Consider the following 16934-nt stretch of genomic DNA (forward strand, 5'->3'; position numbering starts at 1 on the left):
GTGTCCGGGTACCGGGTCGCTGACGCCGAATCCGGGGAATTGCTGGACGTGGCAATGGAAGCGTTCGCGCAGCGCCCGCCGGTGCAGCAGCGGCCGCAGCAGGCCTGGCAGCCGCCGAACACGGCCCCGCCCAACCAGAATCAGTGGAATCCGAACCGGCCGGTATCGGGTCCGCAGCACCAACAGCCGAACCCGCAGCACCAGCAGCCGAATCCGGTGTCGCAGCGGCCGGCCCCGCCCGTCGGCAACGCGGCCACGCCGAATGTGGTGCGTCCACCGGTCAACCAGCAGCCCCCGGGCGCCGATCCCATCAACATGACCACCAAGGCGGACACCTCGGCGCTGCCGCCGATCCGCGCGCGGGCCTCCACCGCGGCCATCGCGCGCGCCGACCGGATTCCGCGTCAGGGCCTGCACATCGGCCGCACCAGCGACAACGAGATCGTGGTCAACGATCCGATGGCCTCGCGCAAACACGCGCGCCTGGTGCCCGACCGCGAGGGCCTCGCCATCGAGGACCTCAACTCCGCCAACGGCACCTTCGTCAACGGCCGCCGCGAACAGCGCGCGCTGCTGCGCGAACGCGACATCGTCACCATCGGTAACGTCGACTTCGTCGTGCAGGAAGGCACGCTCGTGCACCGGCAGCGGCCGGTCGCCGAACAGGGCCTGCACGTGCACGGCGTCTCGTTCACCGTCGAGGGCAACAAGCAGCTGCTCGTGGACGTGAACATGCAGGCCGGGCGCGGCTCGCTGACCGCGCTCATCGGACCCTCCGGCGCGGGCAAGTCCACGCTGTCGAAACTCATTGCGGGAACCACGCTTCCATCCGCGGGCGTGGTCACCTTCGAGGGCCGCAACCTGCACGCCGAATACGAGGCGCTGCGCTCCCGCATCGGCATGGTGCCGCAGGACGACGTGCTGCACCGGCAGCTCACCGTCAAGCAGGCGCTCAACTTCGCCGCCCAGCTGCGACTGCCGCCCGACACCAGCAAGGCCGACCGCAAGCAGGTGATCGCCGATGTGCTGAAGGAGCTTTCGCTCACCCAGCACGCCGACACCCGGGTGGACCGGCTCTCCGGCGGTCAGCGCAAGCGCGCCTCGGTGGCCATGGAGCTGCTCACCGGTCCCTCGCTGCTCATCCTCGACGAGCCCACCTCCGGCCTGGACCCGGCGCTGGACCGCCAGGTCATGACCATGCTGCGGGAACTGGCCGACGCCGGGCGCACCGTCATCGTGGTCACCCACTCGGTGGCCTGCCTGGACATGTGCGACCAGGTGCTGCTGCTGGGCCCCGGCGGCAAGACCGCCTTCTGCGGGCATCCGGGCAGCGTCGGGCACTCCATGGGCACCAGCGACTGGGCCGAGATCTTCGGCCGCGTCGCCGCCGATCCGGACGGGGCCTTCGCGAATTTCCGCTCCCGCCAGGCGTTCGCGGAGCCACCCGCGCCGGTGAAACCGGTGGAACGGGCGAAAGCGCCGAAATCCAGTCCGTTCAAACAGTTCTCGACCCTGGCCCGGCGGCAGCTGCGGCTCATCTTCGCCGACCGCGGCTATCTGGCGTTCCTGGGGATCCTGCCGTTCGTGCTCGGCGGTCTGTCACTGGTCGTGCAGGGCAAGAGCGGATTCGAGTCCGTCGGATTCGTGCAGGCGCCCGACGGCAGCTTCGTGCGCGCCAACAACGGTGAGGCGCAACAGCTGCTGGTCGTGCTGATCCTCGGCGCCTGCTTCATGGGCGCCACGCTCACCGTGCGTGATCTGGTCGGCGAACGGGCCATCTACTACCGCGAACGCGCGGTCGGATTGCGTTCCGGCGCCTACCTGATGTCGAAGGTCGTGGTCTTCAGCCTGGCGGCGCTGGTGCAGTCGGCCGTCATGATCGGCATCGTGCTGGCGGTGAAGAAGCCGCCGGCCACGGGCGCGGTGCTCTCGCTCGGCACCGTGGAGCTCTACCTCGACGTCGCCTTGACCGCGGTGGCCTGCGTGATCCTGGGCCTGGTGCTGTCCTCGCTGGCCAAATCCAACGAGCAGGTGATGCCGCTGCTGGTGGTGATCATCATGGCCCAGCTGGTGATGGCCGGCGGCATGATCCCGGTGACCGGCCGCGCCGTGCTGGAACAGCTGTCCTGGCTGTTCCCGTCGCGCTGGGGCTATGCCGCCGGAGCGTCGACGGTCAACCTGCCCGAGCTGTCGGTCTCGGCCGCGGCGCAGCAGGACAGCTTCTGGAAGCACACCGTCGCCGCGTGGTCGCTGGACGTGGCCATGCTGTGCGTGATCGCGACGCTGCTGGCCCTGTTCACCTGGTCGCGCCTGCGCTTGAAGAAGTCGGCGGCGTGACCGGGCACACACCCGCGCAGGGGTGCGAAGAATGATTCGGTCGCGCGCTCGACGGAGCGAGCAGGCAGACTGATGACTGTGACAGCGCGAGTTGGGGCAGTGCATCTCGGCTGGGACGTGGTGTCGGTGGCCGCCGGTGGCGGCGGTTCACCGATTCGCCCGGTCCAGGTCGAGGGCTCGTACACGCCGCCCGCATATCTGCTGGCCGACTCGTCGGGCCGGCTGCACACCGCCGGCGTGGACCGGCGGCCGGATGTCGGCATCGCCATCTCCGATGTGCGCGACATCATCGGGCACCCGCAGATCGTGGTGGCCGGGGCGACCTGGCCCGCCGAACTGGTGTTCCGGGCGCGCATGCACAACCCGCTGGCCTCGGTGATCGAGCACCTCGGGGCGACACCGGACGTGCTCGCGTTGCCCTTCCCCGACGAATGGCCCGACCCCCAGGTCGACGAATTCGTGCGGCTGGTGGAACAGCTCGGCGTGCCCGCCGAACCGCTGCCCGAGTCGGTGGCGCTGTCGGGGTACGTGCGCGCGCTCGGACTGGTGCGCGCCCCCGGCCGCGGACCCGCCGTCGGCGCGGTCGGCGTCTATTCCGACGGCCGCGAATGCCTCGTGGTCGCGGTCCACGGCAATGACGATCAGCCCACCGAATCGGTCAGCGTCGCCATCACGGCCGAGGCGCTGCACGAGGCCCACGCCGCCGACAATGTGGTCATCGAGGTCATGGCCGCCGCGCGGGCCATCAACGCCGACACCTCGACCGTGCTCCTCACCGGCAATGTCTGCTTCAACGACGCCCTGCGCCTGGCCTTCCAGAACCACCTCGGCCACCGCTTCCAGGTCGCCGACCATCCGATGCACGCATTGGTCCTCGGCGCGACCCACCTGCTGGTCGCCGACAGCGAGGGCGACCCGGCCTACGACCGGCCGCAGCCCGGTCCGGGACAGCAGCTGGGCATGGCGGGACAGCCGGGCGGTGCGGGACAACAGCCGGCCGCTGTCGGACAGCAGTCCGGCGGAGTGGAAGCGCGGCCCGTCGAGCAGGGGCCGCGCCACGTCACCGGTGGCCCCGAAGCGGACCAGCCGCTGCAACGCCAGCCCGAACCGCTGTCCCAGCAGCCGGAACTGGTTCCCCGGCACATGGATTCACCACCCGCGCCCGAATCCGCCTCGCAGCGACCGGGTCCCGCGCCGCGCACCGGCCCGCAACCCGCGGTCGACGGTGACCGGAACGGCGGCGAACCGGACGGCCGGACACGTCGCCTGACGGCCGAGGAGGCCGCGGCGGTCGCCGCCGCGCCGGGACCGCAGACGGGCGGACCGGGTGCGCAGCCGGTGGCCGATCCGGCCGCCGAAGGAGTCACACGGCGAATCACCGGGCAGGAGACCGCATCTCCGGGCAGCCCTACCGGCAATACCGGGCCCGGCGGGATCACGCAGCGGGTGACGCCGGAGGAATTGGCACGGCTGACCGCGCAGGCGGGGGCGGGCGAGAACCGGACCGCGACCGCGGGGACCGGCCCGAGTGCCGATGCGGGCCAAGGGGTTGCGCGCGGGTCCGAGGGCCCGGCCACCGGGTCGCAGCCCGTTGTCGGGGGACGCGGGACATTGCCGCCCGGTCTGGAAGGCGTCGGTGGCCGATTCATGCGGCCGCCGGGCTCGCCCGCCGATGACCAGATGACCACGGTCTTCGGTCCCGGCGACCAAGGCGGCGCCGGATCTGGTCGCCAGGGCATCGCAGGATCGGGTCAGCCGGGCGGCGCTGGATCAGCGGGGAGCTACGGCACCGGCGGACAGGGTCCGCAGGGCGGTCCGGGTGCGCAGGGCGGCGGTCAGGGTTCTCCCGGTGGCCAGGGTGCGCACGGTGGTTACGGCCAAGGCGGCGCGTATGGGCCGGGCGGTCCGGCCACTGGCGGCTATCCGCAACAAGGCGGGGCGGCTGGGCAATTCGGGCCGGGCACAGGTGGTCCGGGCTCGGCGGGTGGCTATGGCGCGGGCTACGGTTCGGCGAATGCTCCGGGCTCGGAGGGAGCGCCGCAGGGCGGTTACGGTCCCGGTGGCGCGCAGCCGGGTCAGGGCGGGCAGTACGGCGGCCAGCCGGGTGCCGGTGGGCAGTACGGCCAGGGCGGATACGGTTCGGGCGGTTACGGCGGCCAGGGTGGTTATGGCGGCGGCGGTTACCCCGCGGGACCCTATGGGGCCGAGGGGGATACGTCCGGTTCGGGTCGCGGAGGTTTTGCTGGATCCGGTGGAAACGCTCCTGGTCAGCCCAGCGCGATGTACGGTGGGTCGATGTCGTCGGGGGTGCGTGGGTCGAATCCGCAAACGCCGGAAGATAGCGCTGGACAGTCGGATTCGGACTCCGGATCGGACTCCGAGGGCGAGCGCAAGCAGCGCAAGGGCAAGCTGTGGAACAAGATGCGCAAGCCGTTCGGCGCGCCGATCATCGTCGGCGCGGCGGCCCTGTCGCTGCTGGGCGCGCACTCGGATCAACGCCAGGTTCCGGCGGCCGGATCCCCGGCGCCGGTCGGCGGTATGACCCGGGCCAGCGACCTCGAGCTACGCCCGGTCGGTGAATCCTGCGCGGTGACCCCGTTCGTCTCGGGGCTGCCCGGCTCCGGCGTCGCCACCATCGGCGACCCGCACAAGACGGACTGTGTGCGGTCCGGCATCGATACGCTGCGCTACACGCTGCCCGGCCCGGTGCGCGGGGCCGACCCCGGCCCGCCGTTGCACATCTGACCGGTGGGCGGCATCGCGCCGGTCGCGGACCGTATCCGGCCGGTGACCGGGGCCTCGGGGACCGATTCGAGGGTCCGCGGTCCCCGCTGGTATGGTTGCTCGTTGGTGTGCGGTACGGCCGGGTTTCCGGCTGTCGCACGAGCCCCGGGTCTCCACCGGCCGCCGGGATTCAGCTCGATCGCGCACTTGGCTGGCAAAACCTACGACAGACAGGGATGCACTGTGCCTACGTACAGCCCCAAGGGCGGTGACGTGACCCGCAAGTGGTACGTCATCGACGCCACTGACGTAGTGCTCGGCCGTCTTTCCGTGCAGGCTGCGAACATCCTGCGTGGCAAGAACAAGCCGACCTACGCCCCGAACGTTGATGGCGGCGACTTCGTCATCATCATCAACGCCGACAAGGTTGCCATCTCGGGCAACAAGCGGCAGGACAAGGTCCTCTACACCCACTCCGGTCACCCGGGTGGTCTGAAGGGCCGTACCGTGGGCCAGATCCTGGACACCCGCCCCGACCGTCTGGTCGAGCGTGCCGTCAAGGGCATGATCCCGAAGAACAAGCTGGGCAACAAGATCATCGGCAAGCTGAAGGTCTACGCGGGCCCGAACCACCCGCACGCCGCCCAGCAGCCCATCCCCTTCGAGATCAAGCAGGTGGCCCAGTGACCGCTCCTGAGGAATTCAACGACGACTACGTCGTCGAGGACACCGCTGTGGAGGTCGTCGACGAGGGTGGCTACGAGGCCGAGGCCGAGTACACCGAGACCTTCGTCGCTCCGGTGATCATCGATCGCCCGGTGCAGACCGTCGGCCGCCGCAAGGAGGCCGTGGTCCGCGTGCGCCTGGTGCCGGGCTCCGGCAACTTCGTGCTGAACGGCCGCACCATCGAGGACTACTTCCCGAACAAGGTGCACCAGCAGCTGGTGAAGTCCCCGCTCGTCACCGTCGAGCGCACCGAGACCTTCGACATCCACGCCCGCCTCGTCGGCGGCGGCCCGTCGGGTCAGGCCGGCGCTCTGCGCCTGGCCATCGCGCGTGCCCTCATCGAGGTCACCCCGGAGGACCGTCCCGCCCTCAAGCGTGCCGGCTTCCTGACCCGTGACCCGCGTGCCACCGAGCGTAAGAAGTACGGCCTCAAGAAGGCCCGTAAGGCGCCTCAGTACTCGAAGCGCTGATATTGCGCCGTCAGGCTGCACCGTGCCCGGCCCTCATGGGAGCCGGGCACGGTACCGTCTACACGGCAACCTGTACGAGAGCAGGCTCCCCGCATCGGGCAGCCTGCTCTCGTGCTGTATCGACCGAACGGCAGGGGTTTTGAGGTAATGGGACGTTTGTTCGGCACCGATGGTGTACGCGGGCTCGCCAACGGGTCGTTGAGTCCGGAACTGGCGCTGCAGGTTTCGGCCGCCGCCGCCCAGGTCTTGAGCCGGGGGAAGAAGCGCGCCGTGGCCGTGGTGGGCCGCGATCCGCGCGCCAGCGGCGAGATGCTGGAGGCCGCCGTCACCGCGGGCCTCACCTCCGCGGGCGTGGACGTGCTGTCGGTCGGCGTGCTGCCGACGCCCGCCGTCGCGTATCTGACCGCCGCCTTCGACGCCTGCCTGGGCGTCATGATCTCCGCCTCGCACAACCCCATGCCGGACAATGGCATCAAGATCTTCGCCGCGGGCGGGCACAAGCTGGACGACGCCGTCGAGGACCGGATCGAGGCGCTGATCACGGAGGGCGGCTTCACCCGGCCCACCGGCGCGGCGATCGGCCGCATCCTGGGGCGGCCGGGCCTGGGCGGGCATGTCTTCGACGTCAACGACCAGTACAGCCTCGAGGGCACCCACGAACGCTATGTCGAGCACCTGGTCCAGGCCACCGGCCGCGACCTGCGCGGGCTCACCGTCGTGGTGGACTGCGCGCACGGCGCGGCCTCCGAGGTCGGGCCCGCCGCCTACCGCGAGGCGGGCGCGACCGTCATCGCGATCAACGCCGACCCCGACGGCCTCAATATCAACGACGGCTGCGGCTCCACGCATCTGGAACAGGTCCAGGCCGCGGTGCGCGCGCACGGCGCGGATCTCGGCCTCGCCCATGACGGCGACGCCGATCGCTGCCTGGCCGTGGACGCCACCGGCGCGATCGTGGACGGCGACGCCATCATGGCCGTGCTCGCTGTCGGCATGCGCGACTCCGGCGAACTGGCCGAGAACACCCTGGTCGCGACCGTCATGAGCAACCTCGGCCTGCACATCGCCATGCGCGAGGCCGGAATCACCGTGCGCACCACCGCTGTCGGCGACCGCTATGTGCTCGAGGACCTCCGCAACGGCGGCTACACCCTCGGCGGCGAGCAGTCCGGGCACGTGGTGTTCCCGCGCTACGGCACCACCGGCGACGGCGTGCTCACCGGCCTCAAACTGATGGCCCGGATGGCCGAAACCGGCAGCGGCCTGGCGGAATTGGCGGGCATCGTGAAGGTCGTCCCGCAGATCCTGGTGAACGTCCCGGTCACGGACAAGGCCGCCGTCGCCATCGCGCCCGCGGTGCTGGAAGCCGTCGCCCACGCCGAGCGGCTGCTGGGCGACACCGGCCGAATCCTGCTGCGCCCCAGCGGAACCGAACAACTGGTCCGCGTCATGGTCGAAGCCACCGACCCCGAACAAGCACACCACCTGGCCGACCATCTCGCCAAGCTGGTCGAGGCCGTCTGACCCGTCGCCGAGTGGCACACCCTGGAGGGGATTCGTCCGAATTCCCCTCCAGGGTGTGCCACTCGGCGGTTAGTGGGATTCGGTGAGGTGGCCGTTGGACAGGTGCCAGCGGCGGGTTGCGGTGATGGTGTCGAGCATGCGGCGGTCGTGGGTTACCAGGAGGATTGTGCCCTGGAAGGATTCGACGGCCTGCTCGAGTTGTTCGATGGCGGGGAGGTCCAGGTGGTTGGTGGGCTCGTCCAGTACCAGTAGGTTCACGCCGCGGGCTTGTAGCAGCGCCAGCGCGGCGCGGGTGCGCTCACCGGGGGAGAGGGTGTCGTTGGGGCGCAGCACATGCGGGCCGCGGAGGCCGAACTTCGCGAGCAGGGTGCGGACGTCCGACTCGTTCCAGTCGGGGATCTGCGCGCTGAAAGTGTCCGCGAGCGTGGCGGTTCCGCGGAACAGGCCGCGCGCCTGATCGACCTCGCCGATCGCGACGCCCGAGCCGAGCGACGCGGAACCGTTGTCCGGCCGCACCTTTCCCAGCAGTAGCGACAGCAGGGTGGACTTGCCGGCGCCGTTCGCGCCGGTCAGCACGATGCGGTCGCCCCAATCCACCTGCACCGTGACCGGTCCGAGCGTGAAATCGCCGCGGGACACGGTCGCGCCGGACAGGGTGGCCACCACCGCGCCGCTGCGGGGCGCGGCCGCAATGGACATGCGCAGCTCCCACTCCTTGCGCGGTTCCTCCACCACGTCCAGGCGTTCGATGCGCTTGAGCGTCTGCTTGACCTTGGACGCCTGCTTCTCGGTGGACTCCGCGCGGGCCTTGCGGCCCAGCTTGTCCGAATCCGCCTTCGACTTGCGGCGGGCATTGCGGACACCGTGTTCCATCCAGTTGCGCTGCATGGTGGCGCGCGCCTCCAGACCGGCCTTGGTGTCGGCGAACTCGTCGTAGGCCTCGCGAGCGTGGCGGCGCGCGATCGCCCGCTCCTCCAGATACGAGTCGTAGCCGCCGTCATAGACGCCGACCTGCTGCTGCGCCAGATCCAGCTCCACGATGCGATTCACGGTGCGCGCCAGGAACTCCCGGTCATGGCTGATCACCATGAGCGGCTCGCGGACCCCGGTCACGAACTGCTCGAGCCGGGCCAGGCCATCCAGGTCGAGGTCGTTGGTGGGCTCGTCGAGCAGCAGGATGTCGAAGCGGGACAACAGGACCGAGGCCAGACCGGCGCGGGCGGCCTGGCCGCCGGAGAGCACGGTCATGGGGGTGGCCAGGCCGTGCGGGAGGCTGCCGGTGAGACCCAGATCGGCGGCCACCTCCTCGGCGCGCTGCTCCAGGTCCGCGCCGCCCAGGGCCAGCCAGCGCTCCAGAGCGGGGGAATACTCGTCGTCGCCGCCGTCGGCGAGGCGCTCGGCGGCGGCGTCCATGGTGTGCTGGGCGGTGGCCACACCGGTGCGGCGGTACAGGAATTCCAGCACCGTCTCGCCCTCGATGCGCTCGGGCTCCTGGGCCAGATAGCCGACCGTGGCGTCCGGCGGGCTCAGCACGATCTCGCCCTCGTGGGCGTCGCCGGCGGCGAGCATGCGCAGCAGGGTCGACTTGCCCGCCCCGTTCACACCGACCAGGCCGATCACATCGCCCGGGGCGAGGATCAGGTCCAGGTCGGAGAACAGCAGTCGCTCGCCGTGTCCGGCGGCCAGGCCGCGCGCATGCAGAGTGGTGCTCACCAGGGCGATTCTGCCGTGCTCAGGGTGGCACCCTGACGTCGGGCCTCGGAAAGTTCAGGGTGGTCATCGGGCGAGGGACCGATGTGCGCGGGGGCTCGGCTCGGCAGAGTGGAGACATGACCACAGAGTTTCCGACCCCGGCCCCGAAGCGACTGACCCGCTCCCAGCACGACAAGTGGATCGCCGGCGTGTGCGGCGGCGTCGCCGAATACGTCGGCTGGAGTCCCGGCCTCGTCCGCTTCCTCTTCATCCTCTCCTGCCTGCTGCCCGGTCCGCAGTTCCTGCTCTACATCGCGCTGTGGATCATCATCCCCAAGCGCTGAGTCATCCACAGGCCGCGAGTTATCCACATTCGGCATCGAAGGTGGTGCGAGGGGTGATCTCGAGTGCCAGGATGGGGGTCACGCCACTGCGGAGGAGTGCACACCATGGTCACATCGGGTGAACTGCCCGGACTGGATCTGCCCGGATTGGACGCGCATTCGGAACTGGGTGGGCTAGGTGCGGTCGAATTGTCGCACCCCACACAGGATCTCGACGCGGACGGCCTGGCCGACACCGTGACCACCGGCACCGATCACGCCATGCAGGTGTGGACGGATCTGGATCACGACGGCTACGCCGACCACGTGACCGTGGTGGACAGCGGCGGCGACTACGCCGCCTGGGAGTTCCACCACAACTCCGACGGCACCACCGCGTGGGTGCGCACGGACGGCGGACACCTCGGCGGCGTCTAGCCGGGGCTGACGGGGGCTTCACGCCACGGGCAGCGGCACCGTGGGGATTCGAGGGGGGGATCGATGGGTGAATCCGGCGACTTCGGCGTGCGCGTCACAGCCCTGCACACCGCGGCCACCACCTTGCGGGACAACGCCGAGGCGCTGCGGCAACACGCCCACGCCATCGCCGATCACGCCTTCGGCCTCGGCAATGACTCGGCGGGACGCGACTACTCGGCCCAGGGAGCCACCGTCCACCGCGGATTCGAGCGCGCGGCGGGCTGCCTGCGGCACTGGGCCGCCGCGGCCGCCGCCACCGCCGACGTCTTCGACCGTGCCGCCACCGAATACGCCCGCCTGGACCAGGCCCGCGCCACCGCCCTCCGCCAGGTCGGCCGATGACCTTCGACCCCACCGGCAAGACCGTCGACCAGATTCTCGATCACGGAGCGCCCGGCCTGCGCTACTGGGAACAGTTCCTGCCGGTGTACGCCAAGGCATTCGGTGCACCAGCCGGTGTGAATCTCGCCGAGCTCTGCGCCCGCTATGACGAACAACGTGGCCTGAACCTCGACGAATTCGATACCGCCCGAACCGAACTGGACAAAGCGCTCACCAACGCCGAATCCCGCTTCAGCTCCCACCGCTCGATAGCCGACTCCCTTCCGGCGGCCTGGACCGGCGCAACCGGCACCGAGGCCCTCGCCATTCTGAATTCCCAACTGCGCCAGGCCCGCGAAGACCTCGACACCATCCGCACCGCCTCCACGGCGATCGCCGCCGCCCTCGACCCGATCCGCGCCGCCATCCTCACCAAAGCGGAACGAACCCGCGGCCTCCTCGACCCCACCCCCGATGGCGACGCCCACATCACCATCGACGGCAGGACGTCCGACGCCATCGGCGCCCTCGGGAAAGCGGACCCCTGGCTCACCGCCACCTTCCGCCCCGAGATCGACCGGCAACTGGCCGCCTTCACCGCCACCTGCGCAGCCACCGCCGACACCGTCGAATCCCACTACCGCACCATCATCACGGCCTTCGACCAGGTCATCGACCACACTTATCCCCAGCCATCCCAAGCCCTACTGCCCCAACCGGATACGTCCACATCCGGGATACCGGACGACGCGACGCCATCGGGGATTCCGGCGGCCCGATCGGCTTCGGCGCCGCCCGGGCATCCCGCCACCGTTCCGCCCGCACCCGGTGCTGCGCCGACCGACTGCGAAGCGCCGCGCCCGGACCCAGCGTCGACGCTCCCGGACCAGGCGGGGACGCAGACCGACCGCGCTGTCGAGCCGAACGACGCCAGCACCACGAAGACGAACAGCGCTGGGGTGCAGCCCGACTCGCCTCCGGTGACGTCCGGCCCCGATGTGTCGGCGCAGGCGCTGAGCCCCGGCTCATCCGCAGATTCCGACGCGACCGGGGTGCCCGTCTGCTGTGCGTCACGGAATGCGCCGGCCTCAGGCCAATCCGGGCCAGAGGGACGGACTTGTTGCGGCACGGGGGCCGGAGCGCCGAAGGACCACACGTGCACCGCACCGTCGTCCACCACGGTCCAGTCCGGTTCCGAGCGTGGCGCGTCCGGGGCGTTGGCCGCCGGAGGGGGGTCTCCTGCTTACGAGGGCTCGGCTCGTACAGCTGAACCGTCGGACGTGGAGCCGTCCTTCGCGGATACGCCGAACGCGCCGGATTCGGCGTCCCATGCCGCACCGAAGTCGGCCCAGCCCCAGGGCGAGCTGCTCGGGCAGCGGCTCGAGAGCCTCCTCGGAAAGCTCGAAACCGGTTTGCAGCAGAGCATTTCCGCAGTGGTCGAGCAGCTCGCCTCCGCTCGGAACCCGATGCTCGACTCCCTGGGTGACGTCGAGACGCCCGCCGAGCCAGGCCAATCCGCCCACCCTGATCGACCCGCCGACCCGGCTGCGTCCGCCGACCCGGCTGCGTCCGCCGATCCGGCTGCGCCCTCCGATCCGGCGAAGGCTGCCGACCCCTCGGCTGGCCCGGGTCGACTCGAGAATCCGACCCCTCCGTCCGGCCATCTCGAATTCGATCTCGCGGGAAAGCATTTCGTCGTCGACCGCACACCGGTGGGTGACATGTCCCTCGCTGTGACCGACGAATCCGGCCAGACGCACACCTGGACTGTGCGCACCGACCACGCCGGCGGCCTCACGCTCGCGCCGGACAACCCTTCCGGACAGTCGAGTACGCCCGGTGCTGGTGCTCCCGGTTCCGAGGCCGGTGCCCCTGATGCGTGCCCACCGGGCAATTCGCCGTCGGCTGACACTGCGAAGACGCCAGATTCGGCTGGCGCAGAGCGGATTCCGGATAGCGGTTCGGCTCCGGCTGAGGCCTCGGCCGTGCCGCCGCGGTGCCCGGATACCCCGATCGAGCGCGATCCGGCGCGCTGTGGCCCATCGGTGGCAGCTGAATCACCCACTTCGGCAGCGCCTTCCGGAGCGGAAGGATCGCCTGCGCCCGTATGTCCGGGGACGAAACCGGGCGCTGGGGAACGGGCCCCGGATGGTGGCGACATGTCCGGATGCCAAGGGCTCGGCGGCGTCGGATCCGGCCGGTCCACGGTCTGCTCGGTGACACCCGAAATCGCAGGGCCGATCGTACCGCCGGGCGGTGGCGAGTCACCGCCGGTCAGCGGGGTGTCGCCACCGAGCGACGGGGTGCTGCCGGGCTACGGGGTGCAGCCGGGCGACGGGGTGCAGCCGCCGGGCGGAAATGGGTCGCCACCGGGCGGCGGTGCGTTGGTACCGCGCGGAGGGGAGCCGCCGCTGGGAGGAGCTTGGCCGCCGGGCGGCGGTGCTCTGTTGCCGGGCGGAGAGGTGCCGCTCGGCGATCCCGCTGTGGGGCTCGCCAGTCCCGATGTGCCGCTGGAGATTCCGGAGGCAGGAGTGGAGATTCCGCCGGTGTCGGCGGATCCGGTTCCCGGGGCCGAGCAGTGGTGAGTCGGAGGCGGCTACTTGCGGAGGGCCTGGATGAGCTGGAGGACCGGCAGCTTCTGGGGCTGTTCCGGTTCGTCTTCGACGGCGTCGGGGTTGACGATCTGGGTGTGGGGGATGAGGGCTTCGGGGTCGGCGAAGGGCTTGTACTTCTTGTCGCCGAGCAGGGTGTAGTTGAGGTAGCCGACCAGGAGGGCTCGGGTGAGGCGCTCGGTTTTGGGCTCGTGCTTGCCCGCGCCCAGCGCGGCGAGGGCGCGGCGGCCTTCGACCATGCCGTTGTGGGTGGCCTTGTCGAGGGAGCGCAGGATCGCGCCTTCACCCCAGGCGGAGGCCAGGGGCAGCGCGTCCGAGCTGACCGAGTCGATGTCGGCCGCGCCGGCCAGGATGAGGGCGGGGGCGTCGACCTTGCCGGCCAGGGCCTCGGCGGAGGGTGCGGTGGGGGACGGGAAGAGGGCGGCCACGGCGGCCACCTCGCGCTGGGAGGCGGCGATGACGGCCGCGCCCGCGCCCATGCCGTGCCCGGCCAGGGCCAGGCGGTCGGGGCGGACGCTGATATTGCCCGTGCCCAGCCGCACCCCGGCGCAGATGTCGAGGGTGGTGAGCAGGTCGGTGGCCAGGTTCAGGTGCGAGGGGATGGGCCCGCGTTCGGTGTCGGGCGCTGCCGCGACATAACCCCAGGAAGCCAGGTGTTCCAGCAGGCGGCGGTAGTTGCCGACCCCGGTCAGCCAGCCGTGCCCGAAGGCCACCGCGGGCAGGTTGAGCCCCTTGCCGGGCGTGTACACCACCCCGGGCAGCCCGGCGATGCCGAGATTCCCGCGCAGCACCTCGTGCGGGCCGCGCAGGGTCAGAGTGCTCAGGAGCGATTTCACAGACACCGACACGCAGATGAACTTAGTCGGTCCGGCCGCCGAATGCCTCCAGCGCACAAGGTTCGCGGCCGTCCCGATTCTGGACCGCGGCTGGAATAGACCTCCGCCTGGGAGCGGGGGCCGCAAACCAGCCGGAGCGCAGCGGAGGCCAAAAACACAGCTAGGCTGGTGAGCCATGTGCGGAATCGTGGGGTATGTGGGGTACCGGGATGCGCTCGGCGTGGTGGTCGATGCGTTGCGCCGCATGGAGTATCGGGGTTACGACTCCGCCGGCGTCGCGATTCTCGACGGTGCGGGCGGGCTCGCCGTCGAGCGCAAGGCCGGCCGGCTGGCCAATCTGGAGGCCGAGCTCGTCGACCGTGGGCCCGAGTACTACGCCGGGTCCACGGGTATGGGTCACACCCGCTGGGCCACGCATGGCGCGCCCACCGACCGCAATGCCCACCCGCATCGCGACCGCACCGGCCGGGTCGCGGTGGTGCACAACGGCATCATCGAGAACTTCGCCCCGCTGCGCCGCGAGCTCGAGGAGGCGGGTGTCGAACTGGGCAGCGACACCGACACCGAGGTGGCGGTGCACCTGGTGTCGCGGGCCTACGCGGCCGGGGACACCGCCGGTGACTTCGTAGCCTCCGCGCTGAGCGTGGTGCGCCGCCTGGAGGGCGCGTTCACCCTGGTCTTCGCCCACGCCGACCATCCGGGCACCATTGTCGCCGCCCGCCGGTCCACCCCGCTGGTGGTCGGGGTCGGGCAGGGCGAGATGTTCATCGCCTCCGACGTCACGGCGTTCATCGAACACACCCGGGAGGCAGTCGAACTCGGCCAGGACCAGGCCGTGGTCATCACCGCCGACAGTTACCGGGTCACCGATTTCGCGGGCACGGCCGACGAGGCCCGCACCCGCCCGTTCACCATCGACTGGGATCTGGCCGCCGCCGAGAAGGGCGGCCACGACTACTTCATGCTCAAGGAGATCGAGGAGCAGCCGAGGGGCGTCGCCGACACCCTCATCGGGCACTTCGCGAACGGACGCATCGTGCTCGACGAGCAGCGGCTGCACGACCAGGAGCTGCGCGAGGTCGACAAGGTGTTCGTAGTCGCCTGCGGCAGTTCCTATCACGCGGGCCTGCTGGCCAAGTACGCCATCGAACACTGGACCCGGCTGCCCGTCGAGGTCGAGCTGGCCAGCGAATTCCGTTACCGCGACCCGGTTCTGGACCGCTCCACCCTGGTGGTCGCCATCTCCCAGTCCGGCGAGACCGCCGACACCCTGGAGGCGGTGCGGCACGCCAAGGAGCAGAAGGCTCGGGTGCTGGCCATCTGCAACACCAATGGCGCGCAGATTCCCCGTGAGGCCGACGCGGTCCTCTACACCCGCACCGGCCCGGAGATCGGGGTGGCGTCGACCAAGGCGTTCCTGGCCCAGATCACCGCCAACTACCTGGTCGGCCTGGCGCTGGCGCAGGCGCGCGGCGTCAAGTACCCGGACGAGGTGGCGCGCGAGTTCGCCGAACTGGAGTCCATGCCGAAACTCGTTGCGCAGGTGCTGGAGTCGGCCGAACGGGTGCGCGAGATCGCCCGCCAGTTCGCGCAGGTGCCGACGGTGCTGTTCCTGGGCCGCCACGTCGGGTACCCGGTCGCGTTGGAAGGCGCGCTCAAGCTCAAGGAACTCGCGTACATGCACGCCGAGGGGTTCGCGGCGGGCGAGCTCAAGCACGGGCCGATCGCGCTGATCGAGGACGGCCTGCCGGTGTTCGTGGTGATGCCGTCGCCGAAGGGGCGGGCGGTGCTGCATTCCAAGCTGTTGAGCAATATCCGCGAGATCCAGGCTCGGGGCGCGCGCACCATCGTCATCGCCGAGGAGGGTGACGACACGGTGCGGCCGTTCGCCGACTTCCTGATCGAAATCCCGTCGGCCCCAACGCTGTACCAGCCGCTGCTGTCCACCGTCCCGCTGCAGATCTTCGCCGCCGAGGTGGCGCAGGCGCGCGGCTACGACGTGGACAAGCCGCGCAACCTGGCGAAGTCCGTCACCGTCGAGTAGGGCGAACCAGGCCCTTACTGGACGGTGACGGTGCCCTTCATGTCCGGGTGCAGCGGGCACAGGTAGCGGTAGGTGCCGGGCGTGGTGAAGGTGTGGCTCCACTCGCCCTTGCGGATGATCGGGCTGTTGATGCCGAGCGCGACATCCCCGATGCCCTGCACCGCGTGCGGGGCCTTGTCGTCGAACTTCCAGGTCACGGTGTCGCCGGCCTTGATGGTGATGTCGGCCGGGGAGAACTTCATGTCCGCGACGTTCACGGTGACCGCGGCGGGCGCGGCCGGACCGCTCGAGGTCGCCGCCGCCGAGGTCGCCGGAGCCGAGGTCGCCGGAGCCGCGGCCGTCGAGGTGGCGGCGGGCTTCGAGGTGTCCGAGGAACAGCCCCCGGCCGCTAGCGCCCCCGCCACGACGGCGACGAGAAGCAGGGCACGCGAGGACGACTGGCGGATCGGCATGTCAGCCAGGCTAGTCCCCACCGATAGCGAACCATTCGCGGGCATCGTCCTGACCTGCACCGCCCGGGGCCGTGACCGGCGTAGTCTCCACAACGGCAGGCAGTCCGGATCCGGGAGGCGACCCATGACCGCACCGGCGGTGCTCGACTACTACACGGCCGACGAGGTACGCGCCGCCGAAGCCGAACTCTTCACCCGCGTACCCGCCGGAATGCCCATGCGACGAGCCGCCTTCGGCCTCGCCGACGTGGTGGTGCGGGAACTGCGCGAACGCACCGGCGGTGTGGCGGGCCGGGCCGTCACCCTGCTGGTCGGCTCCGGCGACAACGGCGGCGACGCCCTGTGGGCGGGCTCGTTCCTGCGCCGGCGCGGGGTCGCGGTCCGGGCGATCCT

14 protein-coding genes are annotated in these 16934 nt (G+C 70.5%); 11 read left to right on the plus strand and 3 right to left on the minus strand.

What is annotated here, in order from left to right; genetic code table 11:
* The 5 genes from ACWELJ_RS27840 to glmM all read left to right on the plus strand — a co-directional run bounded on the left by ACWELJ_RS27840 (position 1) and on the right by glmM (position 7781).
* Entirely contained in the window at positions 1-2337 is a 2337-nt protein-coding gene (locus ACWELJ_RS27840) for an ATP-binding cassette domain-containing protein (protein WP_452369091.1), read from the plus strand.
* A 78-nt stretch (positions 2338-2415) separates the two neighbouring features.
* Positions 2416-5082, plus strand: a complete 2667-nt coding sequence (locus ACWELJ_RS27845; RefSeq protein ID WP_452369092.1) for a hypothetical protein — start codon at positions 2416-2418, stop codon at positions 5080-5082.
* 222 nt (positions 5083-5304) lie between these two features.
* Positions 5305-5748 carry a 50S ribosomal protein L13 gene (gene rplM / locus ACWELJ_RS27850; protein ID WP_357088878.1) on the plus strand — a complete coding sequence of 148 codons (444 nt, stop codon included), beginning with the start codon at positions 5305-5307 and terminating at the stop codon, positions 5746-5748.
* Positions 5745-6257 (plus strand): 30S ribosomal protein S9, encoded by a 513-nt coding sequence (gene rpsI, locus ACWELJ_RS27855; protein ID WP_452369093.1) that lies wholly within the window; start codon positions 5745-5747, stop codon positions 6255-6257. The genes rplM and rpsI overlap by 4 nt, the downstream gene beginning before the upstream one ends.
* A gap of 147 nt (positions 6258-6404) precedes the next feature.
* Complete coding sequence (gene glmM, locus ACWELJ_RS27860) at positions 6405-7781, plus strand: phosphoglucosamine mutase (protein WP_452369094.1); 1377 nt, start codon at positions 6405-6407, stop codon at positions 7779-7781.
* Positions 7782-7850: 69 nt separating this feature from the next.
* Here glmM and ACWELJ_RS27865 read toward each other — a convergent pair whose 3' ends face one another.
* The gene (locus tag ACWELJ_RS27865; RefSeq protein ID WP_452369095.1) at positions 7851-9494 is read right to left on the minus strand and encodes an ABC-F family ATP-binding cassette domain-containing protein; all 1644 of its coding nucleotides are present in this window, start codon (positions 9492-9494) and stop codon (positions 7851-7853) included.
* Between the two features lie 116 nt (positions 9495-9610).
* Between ACWELJ_RS27865 and ACWELJ_RS27870 the strand changes: the two genes are divergently transcribed.
* The 4 genes from ACWELJ_RS27870 to ACWELJ_RS27885 all read left to right on the plus strand — a co-directional run bounded on the left by ACWELJ_RS27870 (position 9611) and on the right by ACWELJ_RS27885 (position 13182).
* A complete protein-coding gene (locus tag ACWELJ_RS27870; protein WP_452369096.1) occupies positions 9611-9817 on the plus strand; it encodes a PspC domain-containing protein in 207 nt (68 codons plus the stop codon).
* Positions 9818-9922: 105 nt separating this feature from the next.
* The gene (locus tag ACWELJ_RS27875) at positions 9923-10234 is read left to right on the plus strand and encodes a DUF6802 family protein (RefSeq protein WP_452369097.1); all 312 of its coding nucleotides are present in this window, start codon (positions 9923-9925) and stop codon (positions 10232-10234) included.
* A 63-nt stretch (positions 10235-10297) separates the two neighbouring features.
* Positions 10298-10618 (plus strand): hypothetical protein, encoded by a 321-nt coding sequence (locus ACWELJ_RS27880; RefSeq protein WP_452369098.1) that lies wholly within the window; start codon positions 10298-10300, stop codon positions 10616-10618.
* The gene (locus tag ACWELJ_RS27885) at positions 10615-13182 is read left to right on the plus strand and encodes a hypothetical protein (RefSeq protein WP_452369099.1); all 2568 of its coding nucleotides are present in this window, start codon (positions 10615-10617) and stop codon (positions 13180-13182) included. The genes ACWELJ_RS27880 and ACWELJ_RS27885 overlap by 4 nt, the downstream gene beginning before the upstream one ends.
* Positions 13183-13193: 11 nt before the next feature.
* Here ACWELJ_RS27885 and ACWELJ_RS27890 read toward each other — a convergent pair whose 3' ends face one another.
* Positions 13194-14057: a dienelactone hydrolase family protein gene (locus ACWELJ_RS27890; protein WP_452369100.1), complete on the minus strand. Its 864-nt coding sequence runs from the start codon at positions 14055-14057 to the stop codon at positions 13194-13196.
* Positions 14058-14220: 163 nt separating this feature from the next.
* Here ACWELJ_RS27890 and glmS point away from each other — a divergent pair, with 163 nt between their 5' ends.
* A complete protein-coding gene (glmS, locus tag ACWELJ_RS27895) occupies positions 14221-16089 on the plus strand; it encodes a glutamine--fructose-6-phosphate transaminase (isomerizing) (protein ID WP_452369101.1) in 1869 nt (622 codons plus the stop codon).
* Positions 16090-16103: 14 nt separating this feature from the next.
* Here the strand turns inward: glmS and ACWELJ_RS27900 are convergent, their stop codons facing one another.
* Positions 16104-16541 (minus strand): cupredoxin domain-containing protein, encoded by a 438-nt coding sequence (locus tag ACWELJ_RS27900; RefSeq protein ID WP_452369102.1) that lies wholly within the window; start codon positions 16539-16541, stop codon positions 16104-16106.
* A gap of 139 nt (positions 16542-16680) precedes the next feature.
* Between ACWELJ_RS27900 and ACWELJ_RS27905 the strand changes: the two genes are divergently transcribed.
* A partial coding sequence (locus ACWELJ_RS27905) for an NAD(P)H-hydrate epimerase (protein WP_452369103.1) occupies positions 16681-16934 on the plus strand: 254 nt, incomplete at its 3' end.

The sequence above is a fragment of the Nocardia sp. NPDC004582 genome, from assembly GCF_053602115.1.

Coding starts and splice junctions, on each gene's coding strand:
- glmM (WP_452369094.1), top strand. CDS start 6,405: ATGGGACGTTTGTTCGGCACCGATGGTGTACGCGGGCTCGCCAACGGG.
- ACWELJ_RS27870 (WP_452369096.1), top strand. CDS start 9,611: ATGACCACAGAGTTTCCGACCCCGGCCCCGAAGCGACTGACCCGCTCC.
- ACWELJ_RS27875 (WP_452369097.1), top strand. CDS start 9,923: ATGGTCACATCGGGTGAACTGCCCGGACTGGATCTGCCCGGATTGGAC.
- ACWELJ_RS27880 (WP_452369098.1), top strand. CDS start 10,298: ATGGGTGAATCCGGCGACTTCGGCGTGCGCGTCACAGCCCTGCACACC.
- ACWELJ_RS27885 (WP_452369099.1), top strand. CDS start 10,615: ATGACCTTCGACCCCACCGGCAAGACCGTCGACCAGATTCTCGATCAC.
- glmS (WP_452369101.1), top strand. CDS start 14,221: ATGTGCGGAATCGTGGGGTATGTGGGGTACCGGGATGCGCTCGGCGTG.
- ACWELJ_RS27900 (WP_452369102.1), bottom strand. CDS start 16,541: ATGCCGATCCGCCAGTCGTCCTCGCGTGCCCTGCTTCTCGTCGCCGTC.